The 19,889-nt window shown below is 65.3% G+C and carries 19 protein-coding genes; 7 read left to right on the top strand and 12 right to left on the bottom strand.

Annotation, left to right across the window (positions count from 1 at the left end):
• Positions 1-130: 130 nt before the first annotated feature.
• From QW887_RS19515 to QW887_RS19505, 3 genes are all read right to left on the bottom strand, one after another.
• Entirely contained in the window at positions 131-613 is a 483-nt protein-coding gene (locus tag QW887_RS19515; RefSeq protein WP_316194837.1) for a CinA family protein, read from the bottom strand.
• A gap of 109 nt (positions 614-722) precedes the next feature.
• Entirely contained in the window at positions 723-2,033 is a 1,311-nt protein-coding gene (locus QW887_RS19510) for an MFS transporter (protein WP_316169565.1), read from the bottom strand.
• 120 nt (positions 2,034-2,153) lie between these two features.
• Positions 2,154-3,074, bottom strand: a complete 921-nt coding sequence (locus tag QW887_RS19505; protein ID WP_315713721.1) for a transcriptional regulator GcvA — start codon at positions 3,072-3,074, stop codon at positions 2,154-2,156.
• Between the two features lie 114 nt (positions 3,075-3,188).
• Here QW887_RS19505 and QW887_RS19500 point away from each other — a divergent pair, with 114 nt between their 5' ends.
• On the top strand, positions 3,189-3,392 hold the full coding sequence (locus QW887_RS19500; protein ID WP_315713722.1) for a DUF1127 domain-containing protein: 204 nt from the start codon (positions 3,189-3,191) through the stop codon (positions 3,390-3,392).
• Positions 3,393-3,469: 77 nt separating this feature from the next.
• Positions 3,470-4,090: a GNAT family N-acetyltransferase gene (locus QW887_RS19495; RefSeq protein ID WP_316194836.1), complete on the top strand. Its 621-nt coding sequence runs from the start codon at positions 3,470-3,472 to the stop codon at positions 4,088-4,090.
• 250 nt (positions 4,091-4,340) lie between these two features.
• On the opposite strand, the gene QW887_RS19490 is transcribed toward QW887_RS19495, so the two are convergent.
• Both QW887_RS19490 and QW887_RS19485 read right to left on the bottom strand, forming a co-directional pair.
• Positions 4,341-5,042: an SDR family NAD(P)-dependent oxidoreductase gene (locus QW887_RS19490; protein WP_315713724.1), complete on the bottom strand. Its 702-nt coding sequence runs from the start codon at positions 5,040-5,042 to the stop codon at positions 4,341-4,343.
• A gap of 95 nt (positions 5,043-5,137) precedes the next feature.
• Positions 5,138-6,157: a glutathione S-transferase family protein gene (locus tag QW887_RS19485; protein ID WP_316194835.1), complete on the bottom strand. Its 1,020-nt coding sequence runs from the start codon at positions 6,155-6,157 to the stop codon at positions 5,138-5,140.
• Between the two features lie 110 nt (positions 6,158-6,267).
• Here QW887_RS19485 and QW887_RS19480 point away from each other — a divergent pair, with 110 nt between their 5' ends.
• Together QW887_RS19480 and QW887_RS19475 are read left to right on the top strand one after the other, a co-directional pair.
• Positions 6,268-8,052 carry an acyl-CoA dehydrogenase family protein gene (locus tag QW887_RS19480; protein ID WP_316172697.1) on the top strand — a complete coding sequence of 595 codons (1,785 nt, stop codon included), beginning with the start codon at positions 6,268-6,270 and terminating at the stop codon, positions 8,050-8,052.
• Positions 8,053-8,093: 41 nt separating this feature from the next.
• Complete coding sequence (locus QW887_RS19475) at positions 8,094-9,182, top strand: Zn-dependent alcohol dehydrogenase (RefSeq protein WP_316194834.1); 1,089 nt, start codon at positions 8,094-8,096, stop codon at positions 9,180-9,182.
• Positions 9,183-9,370: 188 nt separating this feature from the next.
• Here QW887_RS19475 and QW887_RS19470 read toward each other — a convergent pair whose 3' ends face one another.
• The 3 genes from QW887_RS19470 to mbfA all read right to left on the bottom strand — a co-directional run bounded on the left by QW887_RS19470 (position 9,371) and on the right by mbfA (position 12,499).
• Entirely contained in the window at positions 9,371-10,840 is a 1,470-nt protein-coding gene (locus QW887_RS19470; RefSeq protein WP_316194833.1) for an amidase, read from the bottom strand.
• Positions 10,841-10,918: 78 nt separating this feature from the next.
• The gene (locus QW887_RS19465; RefSeq protein ID WP_316194832.1) at positions 10,919-11,449 is read right to left on the bottom strand and encodes a cytochrome b; all 531 of its coding nucleotides are present in this window, start codon (positions 11,447-11,449) and stop codon (positions 10,919-10,921) included.
• 78 nt (positions 11,450-11,527) lie between these two features.
• Entirely contained in the window at positions 11,528-12,499 is a 972-nt protein-coding gene (gene mbfA, locus QW887_RS19460) for an iron exporter MbfA (RefSeq protein WP_315713729.1), read from the bottom strand.
• A 202-nt stretch (positions 12,500-12,701) separates the two neighbouring features.
• On the opposite strand from mbfA, the gene QW887_RS19455 reads away from it, so the two are divergent.
• Positions 12,702-13,424 (top strand): hypothetical protein, encoded by a 723-nt coding sequence (locus QW887_RS19455; RefSeq protein ID WP_315713730.1) that lies wholly within the window; start codon positions 12,702-12,704, stop codon positions 13,422-13,424.
• A 73-nt stretch (positions 13,425-13,497) separates the two neighbouring features.
• Here the strand turns inward: QW887_RS19455 and QW887_RS19450 are convergent, their stop codons facing one another.
• The 4 genes from QW887_RS19450 to QW887_RS19435 form a co-directional block, all read right to left on the bottom strand.
• Positions 13,498-13,884: a hypothetical protein gene (locus QW887_RS19450; RefSeq protein WP_315713731.1), complete on the bottom strand. Its 387-nt coding sequence runs from the start codon at positions 13,882-13,884 to the stop codon at positions 13,498-13,500.
• Positions 13,885-13,979: 95 nt separating this feature from the next.
• Positions 13,980-15,050 carry an alpha/beta hydrolase gene (locus QW887_RS19445; protein WP_316167397.1) on the bottom strand — a complete coding sequence of 357 codons (1,071 nt, stop codon included), beginning with the start codon at positions 15,048-15,050 and terminating at the stop codon, positions 13,980-13,982.
• 252 nt (positions 15,051-15,302) lie between these two features.
• Positions 15,303-16,841 (bottom strand): acyl-CoA synthetase, encoded by a 1,539-nt coding sequence (locus QW887_RS19440; protein WP_316183769.1) that lies wholly within the window; start codon positions 16,839-16,841, stop codon positions 15,303-15,305.
• Between the two features lie 132 nt (positions 16,842-16,973).
• Positions 16,974-18,146, bottom strand: coding sequence for an acetyl-CoA C-acetyltransferase (locus QW887_RS19435; RefSeq protein ID WP_315825929.1), 1,173 nt, complete (start codon positions 18,144-18,146; stop codon positions 16,974-16,976).
• Between the two features lie 138 nt (positions 18,147-18,284).
• Between QW887_RS19435 and QW887_RS19430 the strand changes: the two genes are divergently transcribed.
• Positions 18,285-18,944, top strand: coding sequence for a TetR family transcriptional regulator (locus tag QW887_RS19430; RefSeq protein ID WP_316167343.1), 660 nt, complete (start codon positions 18,285-18,287; stop codon positions 18,942-18,944).
• An 82-nt stretch (positions 18,945-19,026) separates the two neighbouring features.
• Complete coding sequence (locus QW887_RS19425) at positions 19,027-19,785, top strand: SDR family NAD(P)-dependent oxidoreductase (protein ID WP_315825931.1); 759 nt, start codon at positions 19,027-19,029, stop codon at positions 19,783-19,785.
• The last annotated feature ends 104 nt before the right edge of the window (positions 19,786-19,889 follow it).

The following is a 19,889-nucleotide window of genomic DNA, read 5'->3' as shown; positions in this document are numbered from 1 at the left end:
GCTTCTAACCATCCTGAATGCCATGATGCGCGACCGAAAACCTTATGCGATCACTCCATCAACATAACAGTTGCCGGGTCGGCGCCCGCCGACGCTGCGCGTCATCGGGCTTGCCCGGGACGACAGCGGTTTATTCGTCGAGTTTCTTGAGTAACAGCTCCAGCGCGCTCTTCGCGAACAGCTGCATGTTGGCAAAACGGTCGCTGTGGCCGCTCTCCAGAGTGACGACTGCGGTCGCGGGCCCCGCAACCGCGAAGCACGCATGTCCCGCCGCGTCGCCGTAGCGATTGCCGGCAGGACCCGCGGCACCGGTCTCCGACACTCCCCAATCAGTCGCAAAGCGCGTCCTGATCTGCCGCGCCAGCAGCTCCGCATAAGGCTCCGACGCCGAGCGGATGCCCTTCATCGCCTCGCCCGGAATGTCCATCAGCACGCGGCGGGCGTCGCGCGTATAGACCACGGCGCCGCCGAGGAAATAGGCGGAGGCGCCGGGCACCGCGAGCAGCGCCGCCGCGATCAGGCCGCCGGCGGAGGATTCCGCAACGGCAATGGTCTGCTTTTTGGCGATCAGCCGCGCCGCGACCTTCTCGGCGACAGCGATGAGGTGCTGCATGGCGTTCATCCTTCGGCAGCGTCGACACCCGCCGCTGCCGGCTGCTGTTCATTCCCCACCATCATGCGCCGAAAGCGCGCGCCAAGGAAGGCGCTGCCCCTCGCAGCGATCACGCAATGATCGGCTCGCGCGCCGCGACGGCCTGGCGGCCGCCGCGATAGACGGTCATCGCTGCGATGATACCGAGCACGGCGGCGCACATCAGCCAGTAGCCGGGCGAGGCCTTGTCGCCGGTCTTGTTGATGAGCCAGGTCGAGACCGCCGGCGTCGCGGTGCCGAACAGCCCAGCCGCCAGCGCAAAGGCGATCGAGAAGCAGGTGGTGCGGACATGCGCAGGCACGATCTCGACCAGGCAGCCCAGCATGGTGCCGCTGTAGACGCCGAAATAGAACGAGAACAGCATTTCGACCGCGAGCAGCTTGCCGAAGCTCGGCGCCGCCGCGAGCCAGTGCAAGGCGGGATAGGCGGTGAGGAACGCCAGCGTCGCGATGGTCACAAGCACCGGCTTGCGTCCGATCCGATCCGACACCGCGCCGCCGACCGGATTCCAGAGAAAGTTGGTCACGGCGACCAGCAAAGTGACGAGCAGTGAATCCGCCGCCGACAGCTTCAGCTGCTTGCCGAAGCCGGGACCGTAGACGGTGATGAAGTAGAACGTCGTCGTGGTCAGCACCGCGATCATCATGCCGAGGATCACGATGCGCCAGTTCTCCAGCGCCGAGGCGAATACTTCGCGCGCGGTCGGGTGCTTCTTCATCGCGAGGAAGGCCGGCGTCTCCTCCAGCGTGCGGCGCAGGAAGAAGATCAGCGGAATGATCAGGCAGCCGATGAAGAAGGGAATGCGCCAGCCCCAGGCGGCCACCATGTCCGCCGGCATGGCCTGGTTGAGCACGTAGCCGATGACCGACGCGACGAAGATCGCGACCTGCTGGCTGGACGACTGGAACGAGGTGTAGAGGCCGCGATTGCCGGGCGTGGAGATCTCGGACAGATAGACCGACACGCCGCCGAGCTCGACACCGGCCGAGAAGCCCTGCAACAGCCGGCCGAGCAGCACGATGATCGGGGCCGCGATGCCGATCGTCGCATAGGTCGGGCAGAATGCGATGACGATCGTGCCGATCGCCATGATGCCGAGCGTCACGATCAGGCCCTGGCGCCGGCCGATCTTGTCGACATAGGCGCCGAGCACGATGGCGCCGACCGGTCGCATCAGGGCGCCGAGCCAGAACACGCCATAGGCATTGAGCAGAGATGCAGTCTCGTTCTCCGATGGGAAGAACGCCTTGGCGATGATCGGGGCGTAGAAGCCGAACAGGAAGAAGTCGAACTGCTCGAGGAAATTGCCGCTGGTGGCGCGCAGGATCGCGCCGATGCGCGAATGGATCGTAGCCGGCTGCGGGATTGACGTTGAGGACACGCGGGGAAACTCCTACCGTCGAGAGGCTCGTGCGGAGGATTTCTACGCCGGCCGAGGGGAAAGGTGCGACAATCTGCCACGCCAAGCCCTGGCGGCCAATAGCTTTGCGCTCAAGGCGCCCTAGGCCTGAACAGAATTGGCGGCGGCCGACTTCTGCTGCATTGCACCCTTCAGCCATTGCCGGAACGCCTTCAGCTTCGGCGGATCGGTCCGGCCCTCCGGCGTCACCAGATAGAACCCGGCATCGCTCGGCAGCGTCATCTTGAACGGCACCACCAGCCGGCCCTTGGCGATGTCGTCCTGGACGTAGGCCGTACGCCCGATCGCGACGCCGAGCCCGTCGATCGCGGCCTGAACGGTCATCAGCGACAGGTCGAAGCTCAGCCGACCCTGCCTCGACATCTCCACCGGCAGACCCGCCGCGGTCAGCCATAGCCGCCAGTCGTCGTCATAGCCGCCGCTGACCTGCAGCAGCGTGTGATGTGCGAGGTCCTCCGGACAGCGTAGTGGCTTGTCGCCCTGCAGCAGCGCCGGGCTGCACACCGGAAACAGCTCGTCGGCCATCAGCCACTCCGCCCGCACGCCCGGCCAATGGCCACGGCCATAGCGGATCGCGGCGTCGACGTCGTCCTTGCGAAAATCGACCAGGCCGGTCGACGTCGTGATCCGCACGTCGATGCCGGGATGGGCCTCCTGAAAGGCCGTCAGCCGCGGCAGCAGCCATTTGGCGGCCAGCGAGGCGATGGTGGAAACCGTCAGCACCTTGGCGTTGTCCTTGCGGACCAGCCGTTCCGTTGCCAGCCGGAGATCGTCGAACGCGGCGCGCACCAGCGGGAGATAGTCGCGGGCCTGCGGCGTCAGCGCCAGGCTACGGTTCTGGCGGACGAAGAGGCGCAGCCCGAGCTCGTCCTCCAAGCGCTTGATCTGATGGCTGATTGCGGTCTGCGTCACGTTCAGCTCGGAGGCCGCGCGGGTGAAGCTCAGATGCCGCGCCGCAGCCTCGAACGCCCGCAATCCATTCAGCGACGGCAGTCGGGCCATTCACGGCCTCCCCGGTTCATGACGTTATTTCATCCGAAACGGTAGTAAATGTCGTTTGTGGATGAAGCGCAAGCGCTCGATATTGCAGCCTCAAGGAATTTTCAGGAGGCCTTCATGTCCATCTACGTCTCCTCGTCAATGACGAAACATCATGGCCCGGGGTTCTGGTCCGGCGTCGTGGAGCTGCTCGCCGCCTGGCGCTTCCGCTACCGCACACGGCACGAGCTGGCGCAATGGTCGGAGCGCGACCTGCACGACCTCGGTCTGTCCCGCAGCGATATCGCCGCCGAGATCGACAAGCCGTTCTGGCGGGGTTGATCCCCCTTACTCATCCCGCCGCGCCGGTGCCGCTCCGCAAAGGAGGGCGCCGGCAAGCTTCCCGGTTGGAGCCGCGCATGCCGACGCCCGCCATTGCCGATCTAGCTGCCGGCTCCAACATCATTCACACGCGGCGTGGCGAGGAGGTGCGCCTGCGCTTCGTCACATCTGACGACGCCGAGGCGCTGCAGAGCTATGTCCGGTCCTTGAGCCAACGCTCGCGCCACAAGCGTTTCCTCGGCGCACTCAACGAGCTGCCAAAGGCGGTGCTCGAGGATTTCGTCGCGCTCGGCCGCAACGACCGCTACAGCCTGATCGCGACGATGGACCATGAAGGTGTCGAAACCATCGTGGCCGAGGCGCGCTATGCATTCGATCGCGGCGTCGGTCGTGTCGAGTTTGGCCTGTCGGTCCATGACCGCTGGCAAGGCCACGGCATCGGTCCGGCGCTCATCGCGAATCTGGAAGAACGCGCGCTGGCGTTGGGTGGCGTGACCCTGTCGGGCGATGCGCTGCGTACCAACGACGTAATGATTGCATTGGCCCGCAAGGCCGGTTTCGCGATCAAGCCGCATGCGGACGATTGGACCCTGGTGCGGTTCGAGAAGGGTCTAAGCGGAGTGGTGGCTCATTCAGTGGGGGCAGATTTGCGCGTGGTCGGTCGCGAGCCGCAAGTCGCCACGTCCGAGATCAAATGACGTCATGCCTGCGAAGGCGGGGCATCCCGTACGCCGCGGCCTCACCGTGTCACCAGCTGTCAGTTGCGTGTACTGGATCGCCCGGTCGAGCCGGGCGATCACAATTGCTATGAAGCGACCATCGATCCGCGTCATTGCGAGCGCAAGCCAAGCAATCCAGAGTCCTTGCTCCGCCCTGGATTCTTCGCTTCGCTCGCAATGACGGTGATCGTGGTGCGTCTTTGCCCACGTCATACGGAACATCAACTTCTCAAAACGTCTCCACCCACGGCCGCAGCTCCATCTCCCAGCTCCAGGCACTACGTGGCTGCTGCAGCACGCTCCAATAACTTGCGGCGATGGCATCCGGATCGAGCATCGAATTCGGGCGCTCCGCGGCTTCCTGACGCTCTGCGCTCTTGATCGCGCCGTCGATGACGAAATGCGCGACGTGGATGCCCTGCGGCGACAGTTCGCGCGCCATGCTCTGGGCGAGGCCGCGCAGCGCGAACTTGCCCATCGCGAACGGCGCCGACTGGGCGTAGCCCTTCACGCTGGCGGAGGCGCCGGTGAACAGGATGGCGCCGTGCTTGTTCGGCAGCATGCGCTGTGCCGCCTGCTGCGCCACCAGGAAGCCGCCGAAGGCGCTGACGGCAATCGACTGCTGCACGTCGGCCGGCACGAGATCGGTGAGCGCTCCGCGCGCCCGCGCGCTGGCATTGTAGACCACGAGATCAGGCGCGCCGATCTCGCGCTCGACGATGCCGAACAGCCGCTCGACTTCCTCCGGATTGGTCGCATCGCAGGGGTAGGCGCGGGCGCCGGTTTCGTTGCAGAGCGCGCCGAGCTTCTCGATCTTGCGGGCGGCCAGCGCCACGCGGATCTTCTCGCGCGCGAACAGCCTCGCCAGCGAGGCCGAGAGCCCCTCGCCGGCACCGACGATGAGGGCGATCTTGTAGGCAGGGATGTCCATGGGCATGTCCTTGGGCCAAAGCGTCCGCAGACATCAAGCTAGTGCACCGGCGGCCGACTTCCTACGGCTCGTCCCCACAATTTTGCCGCGCGTCCTCAGGTGGGACGCGGCTGCAATCCGGCGAGGCAGCCGATCTCCTCAAGCACGACATCGAGCCGGCTGCGATCGTGCAGGAAAGCGTATTTGCCGCGGAGCATCGCCAGCGAGCGCGCGTGATATTTCTGCGGCTTCTGCATCCATGTGAAGTCGCCGAAATGGACGCGGAAGACGCTGCGGTTCTCGGCCAGTGCCTGCTCGTTGGCGAGCGTCCATGGCATGAACAGCGCGCCGACCTGGCGGGTCAGGATCGGCATCAAGGTCAGTGATAGTTCCGGCCACAGCTCGAACTCGCCTTCGGCGCGCGGCCATAGCATGCGGTGGATCCAGGCCAGCACATGCGGCGCGCGGCCTTCGATCAGGGCGCCGGCCGTCGGATCGGTCCACAGCTCGTAGAGCTGGCCCCACAGTCCGAAATCGCCGTAGGCCGGACGGTGGCCGAACAGATATGGCCTGACCGAGAGATGCCGTTCGAGCAGGTCGAGCATTTCGGCAAAGCCCTGCTCGATCTGCGGCGCGTTGATCTCGTTGGAGCCGACATACCACAGCCGCTCGACCATGCGCGCGCGGATCTTCTCGGCCAGCTCGCCCAACTCGGCCTCGTCCGCCCTGGGGGCGCGGATGCGGGCGATGCGTCCGGCCGAGGCGCGCTGGTCGAGATCGCGCGCCCAGCGATAATGGAACATCCACTTGTTGCCCCACTCGTCGCCGAACTCCTCGATCAAGGCCGAGATGAAGCTCGTCAGCGCGTCGCCGGGATGAATCGTGGGTTGCGGAAAGTCGAGCTCCAGTGCGTCGATGATCGGCGTCGAGTCCTGCATCGGCACCTCGTCGGGGGCGACCACCAGCGGAATGATCGGCAGCTTGGCGTGCCGCGCGAACTCCGCCTCGCTTTCCGCATTGCGCAATATCCAATGATGCGGGATGCCCTTGTAACGCAGATACGATCGCACCTTGACCGAATAGGGCGACATCTCCGCCCCGAAGATGCGATAAACCTCCGTCGGCTGATTGGTCATGGATCTGCTCCCGGTTCGGCGCACGCCGCTGCCTGTTGTGTATCCGATCAGGCGCAACCTGTCGAAGAGTCCATCAGAGACTTGCGGAAACGAACGAGGGCTTAACGATCATGCATCAGTTCCTGAGGCGCGATGACGTGATGACCGGCGGCGCAAGGCCGGAGCTGCTGGCGCCCGATACCACCGGGCTGAACTTCTATCGCGCCGACCCCGCGCTCGCCGATCTCCTGCGCATCCATCTGCCCGAGGCGCTGTTTCGGCACCTCGTGCCGCATCTCGACCGTCTCGGCGAGCTCGCCGGCTCCTATCTCGACGAATGCGCCCGCTTGGCTGACCGCCATGGCCCTGTGCTGCACCAGCGCGACCGCTTCGGCCGCGACGTGCAGTGGGTCGAGTACCATCCGGCCTATCGCGAGCTCGAGCGCGCCGCCTTTGGCGAGTTCGGCATTCACGCCATGTCGATCCGCAAGGGCATTCTCGGCTGGCCGACCAAGTATCCGGTCACGGCCAAGCACGCCTTCACCTTCCTGTTCAACCAGGCGGAGTTCGGGCTGGGCTGTCCGATCAACGTCACCGACGGATGCGCCAAGCTGCTGGCGAGCTTCGGTAGCGACGGGCTCAAGGCCAAGTACCTCGATGGCCTGACCCAGACCGACATGAGAAAGCTGACCCAGGGCGGCCAGTTCATGACCGAGAAGGAGGGCGGCTCCGATGTCGGCACGTTGACGACGGTCGCCGTCCCGGAGGGCGACCATTGGCGCCTGCATGGCGAGAAATGGTTCTGCTCCAATGCCGATGCGAAAGTCGTGATGCTGCTGGCGCGGCCGCAAGGTGCCGAAGCGGGAACGCGCGGCGTCGGTCTGTTCCTGATGCCGCGCTTCCTCGATGACGGCAGCCAGAACCACTATCGGATCGTGCGCCTGAAGGACAAGCTCGGAACGCGCTCGATGGCCTCGGGCGAGATCAAGCTGGAGGGCGCCGTCGCCTATGCGGTCGGGAGGCTCGATCGCGGCTTCGTGCAGATGGCCGAGATGGTCAACTCGTCGCGTCTCTCCAACGGCGTCAAGTCGACGGCGCTGATGCGGCGGGCCTGGCACGACGCAATTACGGTCGCGCGCAACCGCGTGGTGTTCGGAAAACGCATCGTCGACCTGCCGCTCGGCCGGCGGCAACTGCTGAAGATCCTGCTCGCGACCGAGCAGGCGCTGTCGCTGAGCTTCCTCACCGCCGACGCGCTCGACCGTGCCGAGGCCGGCAGCCAGGATGCCGCGGCGCTGCTGCGCATTCTGACGCCGACATTGAAATTCCGCGCCACGCGCGACGCGCGCAAGGTCTGCGGCGATGCGTTGGAGATGCGCGGCGGGATCGGCTATGTCGAGGAGTTCGTGACCGCGCGGCTGCTGCGCGACGCCCATCTCGGCTCGATCTGGGAAGGCACCGGCAACATCGTCGCGCTCGATGCGCTGAAGCGCGCCGTGGGCCGGCACGGTGCGGAGGCCGCGCTGGCAGCCGACCTGCATGCGCGGCTCGACGACAGCGCCGTCGTGCCGCAGGCCTGGCGCGATCAGCTGCATCGACTCGTGGATCGTGCCGTGGGCTTTGCGCGCGAGGTCGCGGGACGCGCCGACAACGAGTCCGAAGCGCGCCGCGCCACCAGCCTGCTGTATCACGTGGCAAGCGCCGTCTCGACGACTTGGGAAAGCGGGCGCATCCACGCGATGCGCGGCGACGCGCGCAGGCTGTTGCTGGCGAAGCTCATCGTCGCGCACCGGCTGACGCCGTCCGATCCGTTCCGGCTCGCGGAAAATAGGATGGATGATGCCATCGCGACACTGCTGCTCGGCGAACGTACCGCTGACATGGAGGAGGTTGGCGAACTGCTGTCAGCGGCGTAGGCTTGCCGCGACCAACAACAAACAAGATCGGGAGAACGCCAATGAAAGCCGCCGTGCTGATGGAGGTCAACAAGCCGCTGGTGATCGAGGACATCAGTGTGCCCAAGCCGGGGCCGCGGGAAGTGCTGATCCGCACGGCGGTTGCCGGTCTCTGCCATTCCGACCTGCACTTCATCGAAGGCCTGTATCCGCATCCGCTGCCCGCCGTGCTCGGCCATGAATCGGCTGGGATCGTCGAGCAGGTCGGCGCCGACGTGACCTATGTGAAGCCGGGCGATCACGTCGTCACGTGCTTGTCCGTGTTCTGCGGCACCTGCGACAACTGCACCACGGGCCGCCCGGTGTTGTGCACCGATACGACGGTGAAGATGCCGCCCGGCGCCTCCAACCGGCTGTCATGGGGACGAAGCGAGAAGCTGCACCAGTTCCTCAACCTCTCGTCCTTCGCCGAGCAGATGCTGGTGCACGAGAACGCGATCGTGAAGATCCGCCCGGACATGCCGCTCGATCTCGCGGCGCTGATCGGCTGCGGCGTCATCACCGGCTATGGCGCCGTCGTCAACACGGCGCGGGTGCAGGCCGGCGAGACGGTAGCCGTGATCGGCTGCGGCGGCGTCGGCATGGCTGCGATCAACGGCGCCGAGATCGCGGGCGCGGGCCGCATCATCGCCATCGACACCAATCCGGCCAAGCTGCAGCTTGCGACGAAACTGGGCGCGACTGACATCATCAATCCCACTGAGGGCGACGTCGTGGCCCAGGTGCGCGAGCTCACCAAGGGCGGCGTGCACCACGCCTTCGAGGTGCTCGGGCGCAAGGAGACCGCCGAGCAGGCGTTCGCGATGCTGGCGCCGGGCGGCACCGCGACCATCGTCGGCATGATCCCGTTCGGCCAGAAGATCGAGCTGCACGGCTTCGACTTCCTGCGCGAGCGCCGCGTCCAGGGCTCGTCGATGGGCTCGAACCACTTCCGCGTCGACATGCCCCGCCTCGTCGAGTTCTATCTGCGCGGCAAGCTGCATCTGGAGGACTGGATCTCCGCCAAGCTGAAGCTGTCGGAGATCAACGAGGGCTTTGCCAACATGAAGGCAGGCAAGACGCTGCGCAGCGTGATCATGTTCGATGCGTGAGGTGGGTGGTCGGGTGTGAGGCAGGTGATGAGGTTCGGCGGGTCTGCCTATTAGTTACCCGTCATGCCCGGGCCTGACCCGGGCATCCAGCCTCTCTGCAAGATGGATGGCCGGGTCAAGCCCGGCCATGACGATGTAGGACGACGGCGGAATTTGGCGAGGCGTTGTTGAATAAGCCCGATCGCGAACTAGTTCGCGAACCGCGGCGGTGGGACGAAGCCGCCGAATTCGCGCTCGATCAGGTCGGCGAGCTTGAGCGGCGTGCGGTCCTCGAGGAACGGGCCGACGATCTGCACCCCGACCGGCAGGCCGTCGGCGAGTCCAAGCGGAATCGCGGTGGCGGGCAGTCCGGGCAAGGTGGCGATGCCCGGCCAGGCGAGCTGATCGGTGTAGCAATGCTCGACGCCGTCGATGCTGATGCGGCGCTGCTCCTGGTCGGGCGAATGGTCGTGCGGATAGGCCGGCGTTGGCATGATCGGGCAGATCACGGCATCGAACTGCTCGAACAGCGTTCGCCATTGCGCGCGTAGCCGCGCCCGCGCCCCGCCGGCCTGCACCCAGTCGCGATGGCTGAGCGCGATGCCGCGCAGCCGCTCGGCCGCGAGGCTCGCTGCCTCCTTCGGCAATTGCGCGGCCGCGTGACTGGCGCCGGCGTGGACCTCCGCCGGCATGGTGGCGCCGATGAAGCCGAGCAGCATGCGCATGTAGAGCCGGCTCGCTGCGGCGAAGTCCGGCAGCAGCGGGCTGTCCGTCGTGACGCTCACGCCGACCCGTGCGAGGTCGGCCGTCAGCCGCTCGATCGCGCCGCGCACGGCGTTGTCGGTCGGCAGCAGCGGATCGCTCGCGACCACCAGCACGCGGAAATCCTGCAGGCGACCGTGGCGCGGCCGCGGCAGGTCGAGGCGATATGCCTTGCCGGCCTCGAGCGGGTCGGGGCCTGCGATCACATCGAGCAGCAGCGACAGATCGGCGGCCGAGCGCGCCATCGGGCCGACGACGGCGAGGTCGGCCTCGCCCGGCAGCGGCTGAAACGGCGGCGGCGTATGGCCGCGCGAGGCCACCAGGCCGTAGCTCGGCTTGTGCGCGGTGACGCCGCAATGAAACGCCGGCACCCGGAGCGAGCCGCCGATATCGGAGCCGAGCGACAGCGAGCCGTAGCCGGCCGCCAGGGCCGCGGCCGATCCGCCTGACGAACCGCCTGGCGTGCGGCCGAGATCGTAGGGATTGTTGGTGGTGCCGTAGATGTCGTTGTAGCTCTGCCAGTCGCCGAGCCCGAGCGGCACGTTGGTCTTGCCGAGCACGATGCCGCCGGCGTCCTTCACGCGCGTCACCGTCAGCGCATCCTCGGCCGCGATGAAATCCCTGTGCTGCGGAAAACCCCAGGTCGTCGGCAGGCCGGCGACGTTGTAGGATTCCTTCACCGTGAGCGGAAGGCCGAGCAGGGGCCGCCGTTCGCCGCGCGCCAGCGCGGCGTCGGCGGCGTCGGCGGCAGCGAGCGCGCGCTCGAAATCGCGCACGCAGACGGCGTTGATCTCGGAGTCATGACGTTCGATGCGGTCGATGGCGAGCTTGGTCAGCTCGACCGACGAGATCTGACGATCTGCCAACGCCTTCGCTGTGTCGACAGCGGTTGCGAACGTCCATTGCGGTGCGGCCAAGGTCGATCCTCCCGGTGCGATGTTTGCCGGGAGTCCTAACCGATGCGGATGGCGATCGCTTGACCAAAATTGCGGATTCTAGCCCGGCAGCATCCGCTGCATGACGCGGTCGCGATAGATGAAGACGTGCGCGAGTGCGGCGGCGACGTGAACGACGATCAGGATCAGCAGCAGCCATTCGGAGGCCTGGTGCAGCCCGTCGATGGCGCGGTTGCCGGCCGGGTTGCGCGCGGCCAGCATCGGCAACGGAAGCAGGTAGAAGAACGACACGCTCCAACCGCGGAAGGAGGCGAACAGCCAGCCGGTGATGGTGCTCGCCAGCACCATCACGTAGAGCATCCAGTGCACGATCTCCGAGCTCAGCCGCTGCCAGGGCGGCAGCGAGCTCTCCGGTGCGACCGGATGGGTGAGCCGCCAGACGAAGCGCACGGCGATCAATGCCAGAATGGTGAGGCCGAATGAAATGTGCAGGATCATCGGCGCGCCGGGGGGGGTATTGGCATGCAGGTCCGGCATCAGCCAGCCGATCGGATACTGGATGGCGAGCAGCGCCACCACCAGCCAGTGCAGGATCTTCGCGGGCGTGCCGTAATGCAGGCGTGGCGTCATGACGAGTTTTCCGTTGTGATCGGTCCGGCGCCATCAGCCTCGCGGCTGAGCGGTTGGCAAGACGCCGGGGTGCGGATGCTAGGCCGCTCCTATGAGAATTCCGACGCCGAGCACGATGATGCCGCCGAGCACGATCTGGAACACCGCCTGCAGGAACGGCGTGTCCATATAGCGCGCGCGGATGTAGGCGATCGCCCACAGCTCGAAGAACACGACGAGGCTCGCGATCGCGGTCGCGATCCAGAACGCGTTGGTCCAGGAGTCGGGGACGAGATAGGGCATCGTGTGCCCCAGTCCGCCGAGCGTCGTCATCGCGCCGCACACGGCGCCGCGCAGCCACGGCGAGCCGCGGCCCGTCAGCGAGCCGTCGTCGGACAGCGCCTCGGCGAAGCCCATGCTGATGCCGGCGCCGATCGAAGCGGCCAGACCGACCAGGAAAGTCTGGAAATTCTGATGCGTGGCGAAGGCGGCGGCGAACAGCGGCGCCAGCGTCGAGACCGAGCCGTCCATCAGGCCGGCGAGACCGGGCTGGACATATTGCAGCACGAACACGCGCCGCCGCGTCTCGTCCTCCTTGTGCCGGACGTCCGGACTGAGGATCTTGTCGGTCAGTTTCGCCGCGACCTTCTCGTGGCCCTTCTCGGCCTCGGCGAGATCGCCGAGCAGCCGGCGCACGCCGACGTCCTTGGCCTGCTCGGCCGCCTTGGCGTAGAAGCGCTCGGCCTCGAACTCCATCGTGCCGACCTCGCGGCGGATGGCGTCGAGCGACAGGTTCTTGGTCAGCCAGATCGGCCGGCGCTGCATGAAGCCCTTGACGTTCTCGCGCCGGATCGGCGGCAGGTTCTTGCCGAAGCGCTCCTCATAGAGTTCGAGCAGCATGTGGCGGTGGCCCTTCTCCTCCTCGGCCATCTGCTCGAACAGCTTGGCTGAATCCGGATAACGTTCCGCCAGATCCTCCGCGAAGCTCATATAGATACGGCCGTCTTCCTCTTCGGCCGAGATCGCGATTGCCAGGATCTCGCGCTCGGTGAGGTCGGCGAAGTTCTTCATTCCAAGGTCCCCGGATCTCTCGCTCTCAACATTCGAGTGTTTAGAACGGTTCTAAAGTCTATATGGATTTGCCGCACCGCGGTCAAACTCCGGCCGCTGATTGGTCGCGAAACCCTTCGGTGACAGCGCATTCAAGCTCCAGTCATGGAACTGCGAGGATAGTCCGTCGTTCGCGTTCCGCTCAGCCACCTAAGGAGTTCTCATGGATAGCGTCAAATATCGGCTCAACGATCCAGGGTTGGCGCCGCGCCGCACCCGGATGGATATCCCGGGCTGGGCAGGCGAACGCCAGCCACGAGCGAATGGCTCGCATGAGCAGGTCTGGCATTGCGTACCATTCTCGGAAGGTGCGCAATATGGCATCGAGCTATTTTATCCGTACGACTTCGAGCTGCACGTCACCACGCGCGACGGCAAGCTGGAGCTGTCCGGCGACTGGGGCGAGCCGCCGAGCCCGAGCCTGCAATGGCCGCCGTTCCGCAATTTTGGCGATGCCTTCTACACCTACCAGATCCTGCTCGATCTCAAGGTGCCCAACGGCTTCGCGATCCGGACCGAGCCGCATCCGCGCTTCTATACCGACCGCAGCGATACCTGCCCGATCGCGGTGCCGGCGTTGGTGCGCAATTTCTGGCCGATGCTGTTCTTCTGCGTGTTCAAGGCGCCCGCGGAAGGGCGGACGCATATCTTCCGTCCGGGCGAGCCGTTCGCTCAGGTGATCGTGATTCCGGAGGAGGCAAACTTCACGGTCGAGCCCATGACTCCGGACGAGGCGGCCGAGCGCGAGTTGCAGTCGCGCCGCATCCACGCCAGCCGTCCGGTGCTCGCCAAGGAGACCGAATGGGTGTCGAGCACCGACACGGTGTTCGACGGCACCTACCGCCACCTGCATCGCGCGGCGAAGGACAAGGCGCGCAAGTCCTGACGCTTCCGTCTTCCTCAAACGAAAGAGCGCCGACCTCACGGTCGGCGCCCCCCGAGCTTTCACCTCTCAACGATCAGTAGCGATCGTAGTACCAGTGGTGATGGTGATGATGGTGGTGGTGATGGTAGTACCGGCGCGGCACCACATAGACCCGGGGGCCGTAGCCGTACCCATAGCCAGGACCGTAGCCATAGCCGCGCCAGTAGCCATGGTGATGGTGGTGATGATGGTGGTGGTGGTGGTACCACTGCGCCAGCTGCACCTTCGGTTCGGCCTCCGGCGGCGCCTGCTCGTCGAGCGCCTGCAGCACCTTGGCCGCATTCGGGATCGGCTCGAGCAGGTCGGCGTAGGAGTTGGCCTTCAGCACGTCGCTCGGGGCCGGAGCCGCTGACGCCTGCGCCGTGCCGAGCGCGCCGACAGCGGCGACCGCGCCCAACAAGCCTGCGATCTTCTTATCCATAAATCTTCTCCTGATGCGCATTGCCCGGATGCAAAAACGTCAACCCCGAATGTTCGTTCCTCGATTCGCCTAATACGTCGGAACGGCGTCCGAAATCAGGCTGTCGATTTGTTCAGGAACGTGAACAGGAGCTTATTGACTCGTTCATGTTGCTCCTGCTGCACCCAATGTCCGGCGCGATCGATCAGCTCGCACAGGATCATGTTGGTGCACACTCGGGACTGCATCGCTTCGAACACACCGGGCCGTTGGTAGATGCCCCAGTCTTGCAGGCCGGAGATGAATGCGGACGGAACGTCGATCGTGAGATCCGACCAGGTCTGCAATTCAGCGTCGAATAGACCAGACGTGCCGCAGCGGTACCATTGCAGCCCGCCCTGGAAGCCGTTTCGTTCATATTCGGCGGTATAGACCGCGAGCTCATGGTCCGGCAGCCAGCGATTCGCCGCGATCGCCGCCGCATCCGGCATCTCCTCGGCGACGGTCTCGGCCATCGTCTTGTCGAGGTCCATGACGTAGTAGGTCGGTAGCTTGGCGAGTTCGGCCGCGTCCCAGGCCTGCAGAGGAGAAGGGGCGTTGGCCGCCCAGTCTGCGCTCTTGTGATGGTAATAGGCGCGCAGGAATTCATGCAGCCCCTGCGGGGGATGATGCATGTCCGCATTGGCCTGCCGCGTCGCGTAGTACCATTGATAGTGCTTGCGCGGACGCGGCAGCGCAGCCAGTTCGCGATGCACGGGATCCTCCTGCGCCGCGAGGGGATGGCTGGCGATGTCGAACGGTGCTGCGGGTGGCCCCGGGAACGGTGCGCTCATCATCACGACCGATCGAAAGACATCGGGGCGGATCACCGCGCACCACGCCGCGACGGGGCTGCCGAAGTCGTGGCCGACGACAGACGCGACATGGCGATGGCCGAATGCATAGACCACGCCGAGCGCATCGCGCACCAGATTGGTGAAGCGAAACGGCGCGAGATCACCGTCATAGTCGGCGCTCCACCCTGTGGTGCGGCCATAGCCGCGCTGGTCCGGCGCCAGCACGTGGTAGCCGGCGGCGGCCAGCGCCGGCATCACCTTGCGCCAGCTATAGGCCAGCTCGGGAAAGCCGTGTAGCAGCAGCAAACAGGGACGGCCGGGCGTCTCGAAGCCAGCTTCGAGCACGTGCATGCGCAGGCCGTTGATGCCGTCGACGAAGCGGGACCGGATCGTGGGTGGGAGGGGAAGCGGGGGAAGGGACTGGGACATGGCGTGCACTCTCCTCGCGTCGTCCCGGCCAAGCGAGCGAAGCGAGCGCGAGCCGGGATCCATAACCACAGGCGCTCATGTGGCGCCAAGCTGGAGCTTATACCCTTCGCATCATCGGCTGCGGTGGCTATGGGTCCCGGCGCAAGGCCGGGACGACAGCTACCGTTATTGGAGCTAGGCCGCGCCCTTCTTCGGCCAGTAGCGTTCGCGCAGGTGGCGCTTGACCAGCTTGCCGGTCGGCGTACGCGGAAGCTCCGGCTCGAAATCGATCGAGCGCGGGCACTTGATCGGCGACAGATGCTGGCGGCAGAACAGGATCAATTGCTCCTCGAACGCCTTGCCGGCGCGCGCCATGTCGTGCGGCTGCACCACCGCCTTGACCTCCTCGCCCATCTCCTCGTTCGGCACCCCGAACACGGCGACATCGGCGACGTCGGGATGCGTGATGAGGACGTCCTCGGTCTCCTGCGGGTAGATGTTCACGCCGCCGGAGATGATCATGTAGGACTTGCGGTCGGTCAGATAGAGGAAGCCGTCGGCGTCGAGATAGCCGACGTCGCCGAGCGTCGACCAGCCCTTGTCGTTGTAGGCCCGCTTCGTCTTCTCCGGATCGTTGTGATAGGAGAACACCGGCGCGTCGGCGAAATACACCGTGCCGATCTCGCCGGTCGGCAGCTCCTCGTCATTCTCGCCGAGGATCTTGATCTTGCCGACAACGGCGCGCCCGACGCTGCCGCGGTGCTCGAGCCACTGCTTCGAGGTACACACCGTGACGCCGTTGCCTTCGGAGCCGGCATAATACTCGATCAGGATCGGACCCCACCACTCGATCATTCTGGCCTTGACGTCGACCGGGCAGGGCGCAGCGGCATGGATCGCGCCCTTCAGGGTCGACACGTCGTAGCGCTTGCGCACGTCCTCCGGCAGTTTCAGCATGCGCACGAACATGGTCGGCACAAGCTGCGACTGCGTGACCTTGTACTTTTCGACCAGCTTCAGGAAGTCTTCGGCGTCGAAATGCTCCATGATGATCGAGGTGCCACCGAGCACTGAGACCATCATGTTGAAGCGCAAGGGAGCTGCATGATAGAGCGGCGCCGGCGACAGATAGGTGCTCTCGGCGTTCATGCCGCACATGTCGGCGCACAGCACGCGCAGGAACTGGTTCGGCTGATCGATCGGATTGCCTTCGAAATCCTTCTTGATGCCCTTCGGCCGTCCGGTGGTGCCCGACGAATACAGCATGTCGTAGCCGGCGACCTGATCGGCGATCGGCGTCTTGGGCTGGGCGCCGGCCTCCTTGTCCCAGGAGCGGAAGCCGGGCTCGGGCTCGTCGATCATGAAGAACAGCGGGCCGTCCGTGGCGCTCACGAGATCGCGCACCTGCTCGGCGCATTTCGGCGAGGTGATGAAGACCTTGGCGCCGCAATCCCTGATGATGTAGGCGATCTCGTCCTTGGTGAGATAGCGGCTGATCGCGGTGTAGTACAGGCCGGAGCGCTGCGCCGCCCAGGCGATTTCCATGAAAGCCAGCCGATTCTCCATCAGGAAGGCGATATGGTCGCCGGCCTTGAGCCCCAGCGCACGGAATAGATGAGCGCCCTGGTTCGAGAGTTCGTCGAGCTCGCGATAGGTGATGGCCTTGCCGGTGCCGGCCATCTGATAGGCGATCTTGTCGGGATGGCTGCGGGCGTGAATGGAGGGGTGGGTCATGAAAGACTCCGGCGGGGAGGCGCGAGTAACGAATGGCGAGTAGCGAATAGGGAATGGCGAATAGCGGAGCGTCTGGGCGAGCGGAGCGGGATCGCTCTCCCTATTCGCCACTCGCCATTCGCTATTCGCCTCCTATAGCCTTTCCACGATCGTCACGTTGGCCATGCCGCCGCCTTCGCACATCGTCTGTAACCCATAGCGCTTGTTGCGGGCCTTCAGCGCATGCAGCAGCGTGGTCATCAGCTTGGTGCCGGAGCCGCCGAGCGGATGGCCGAGCGCGATCGCGCCGCCATTGACGTTGAGGCGGTTCGGATCGGCGCCGATGGTCTTCAGCCAGGCGGTCGGCACGGAAGCGAACGCCTCGTTGACCTCATAGAGATCGATCTCGTCGATCGACATGCCGGCCTTCTGCAGCGCGCGCTGCGTCGCCGGGAGCGGCGCCTCCAGCATGATGACGGGGTCGCCGCCCATCATGGTCATGTGATGGACGCGGGCCAGCGGCTTGACGCCGAGCGACTTCAGGCCGCGCTCGTTGACGACCATGACGCCGGACGCGCCGTCGCAGATCTGGCTGGCCGTGGCCGCCGTCAGCTTGCCGTTCTCGGCGATCAGCTTGACGCTCTTGATGCCGTCGAGGCTGACGTCGAAGCGGATGCCCTCGTCGATGTGGTGGGTGTCGGTCGAGCCGTCGGCACGGGTGATCTCGAGCGGGATGATCTCGTCCTTGAAGTGGCCTGCCTGCGTGGCGGCAATCGCGCGCTGATGGCTGTTATAGGCATATTCGTCGAGTTCATCCTTGGAGAGACCGTACTTCTCCGCCATCATTTCCGCGCCGGTGAACTGGCTGAACTGGATGTTCGGATAGCGGCTCTCGATGCCAGGGCTCTTGTAGTGCCCGAAGCCGTTCTTCGCCGGAAGCGTGGAGGAGAGACCCATCGGCACCCGGGTCATCGACTCCACGCCGGCGGCGATCACGACATCCATCGCGCCCGACATCACGGCCTGCGCGGCGAAATGCAGCGCCTGCTGCGACGAGCCGCACTGCCGGTCGATCGAGGTGCCCGGCACGCTCTCCGGCAGCTTCGAGGCCATCACCGCATTGCGCGCGATGTTGTTCGATTGCTCGCCGGTTTGCATCACGCAGCCCATGATCACGTCCTCGACCTGGTCCGGCGCGGCGCCGGAGCGATCGACCAGCGCGTCCAGCACCTTCGCCGCGAGGTCGGCCGGATGCCAGCCGGCCAGCCGTCCTCCCTTGCGGCCGCCGGCCGTGCGTGCGGCCGCGACGATGTAGGCTTCCGCCATGACGTATCCTCCCTAGACTTGGTGTTCGTGATTGGCTGCGATTTAAATGCCCGATCGAGCGTTAGTCAATCGATCAATTAACTCTTGAGATCAACTCCGGCTTCGGCTTATCTGCCTCGATCAAGCGCGAGACATGTCTTGGGACCTCAGCTTCACAACAGCGTGCCAGAGAAACTTCCCGCGGGGCGGAATGCGACGGCGGAGAAGCTGCTGGACGCCGCCAGCGAGCTGATGATCGCGAGGTCCTCGATCGAAATCTCGCTCAGCGACATCGCGCAGAAGTCCGGCTCTAATGCAGCGCTGGTGAAATATCATTTCGGCAACAAGGACGGCCTGCTGCTGGCGCTGCTCGCCCGCGACGCGGCGACCGAGGTGGCCAATCTCGAATATCTCCTGGCGCAGCCGCTGCCGCCGACGGCGAAGCTGAAGCTGCACATCAGCGGCATCATCCGCGCCTATCACCGGTTTCCCTACATGAACCGGCTGATCCATTATCTGCTGCATGAGAGCAGCGCGGAGGCGGCCGACGAAGTGTCGAAGTTCTTCGTGGCGCCGCTGCTCGATTTCCATCGCCGGCTCATCGAGGAGGGCGTCGCCAGGGACGAGTTTCGCGCCGTCGATCCGGTGCTGTTCTACACCAGCCTGATCGGCGCCTGCGATCACCTGTTCTTCGGCCGCCACGCGATGTCGCGCGCGATCGGCGTCGGCCCGGTCACCGATGATGTCTGCCGTCAGTACATCGCCCACATGGAGGCGCTGATCTGCGGTGGAATATTGAAACGGGCGAGTGGCGAATAGGGAGTAGCGAATGGGGGAAGCCTCTATTCGCTACTCCCTATTCGCTATTCGCAAGCAAAAACGTCTAGGGAGGAAACCTGACATGCAGTTGAACAACGTTGCCGTTCTCATCACCGGCGGTGGCTCGGGTCTCGGCGCAGCTACGGCGCGCGCCATGGCGGCCAAGGGGGCCAAGGTGGCCGTGCTCGATCAGAGCCTGGAAAACGCCGAGAAGATCGCCGCCGAGATCAAGGGCGTCGCGCTGCATGCCGACGTCACCAATGAGGATCAGGTCAAGGCCGGCCTCGCCAAGGCCGAGGCGGCCCACGGCATCGCCCGCGTGCTGGTGAACTGCGCCGGCATTGGCGGCTCGCAGCGCATCGTCGGCAAGGACGGCGTCTATCCGCTCGCCAAGTTCGCGCGCATCATCAACGTCAACCTGATCGGCACCTTCAACGTGCTGAGGCTGTTTGCCGAGCGCCTCGTCACCGCCGAGCCGGTCGGCGAGGAGCGTGGCGTCATCATCAATACCGCCAGCGTCGCGGCCTATGAAGGCCAGATCGGCCAGATCGCCTATTCGGCCTCGAAGGGCGGCGTCGTCGGCCTGACCCTGCCCGCTGCGCGCGATCTCGCCAGCCAGAAAATCCGCGTCAACACCATCGCGCCCGGCCTGTTCCTGACACCGCTGCTGATGGGACTGAACGAAGAAGCGCGCAAGAGCCTGGGCGCCCAGGTGCCGCATCCGGCCCGGCTCGGCGACGCCTCCGAGTACGGTAACCTCGCCGTCCACATCGTCGAGAACCCGATGCTGAACGGCGAAACCATCCGCCTCGACGGCGCCATCCGCATGGCCCCGCGCTGACGGCAACCTCCGCCGTCGTCCCCGCGAATGCGGGGACCCATACTCCGCGGCGTCTGTGATAGGCAGACTGGCAGACGCCGCACTCTCACCAATCAAGCCGGTGG

It is taken from the genome of Bradyrhizobium sp. SZCCHNRI3052 (genome assembly GCF_032484895.1).
Classification (GTDB): Bacteria; Pseudomonadota; Alphaproteobacteria; order Rhizobiales; family Xanthobacteraceae; genus Bradyrhizobium.
The sequence above is the reverse complement of the archived record's forward strand: the minus strand, read 5'-3'. Positions and strand labels throughout refer to the sequence as shown.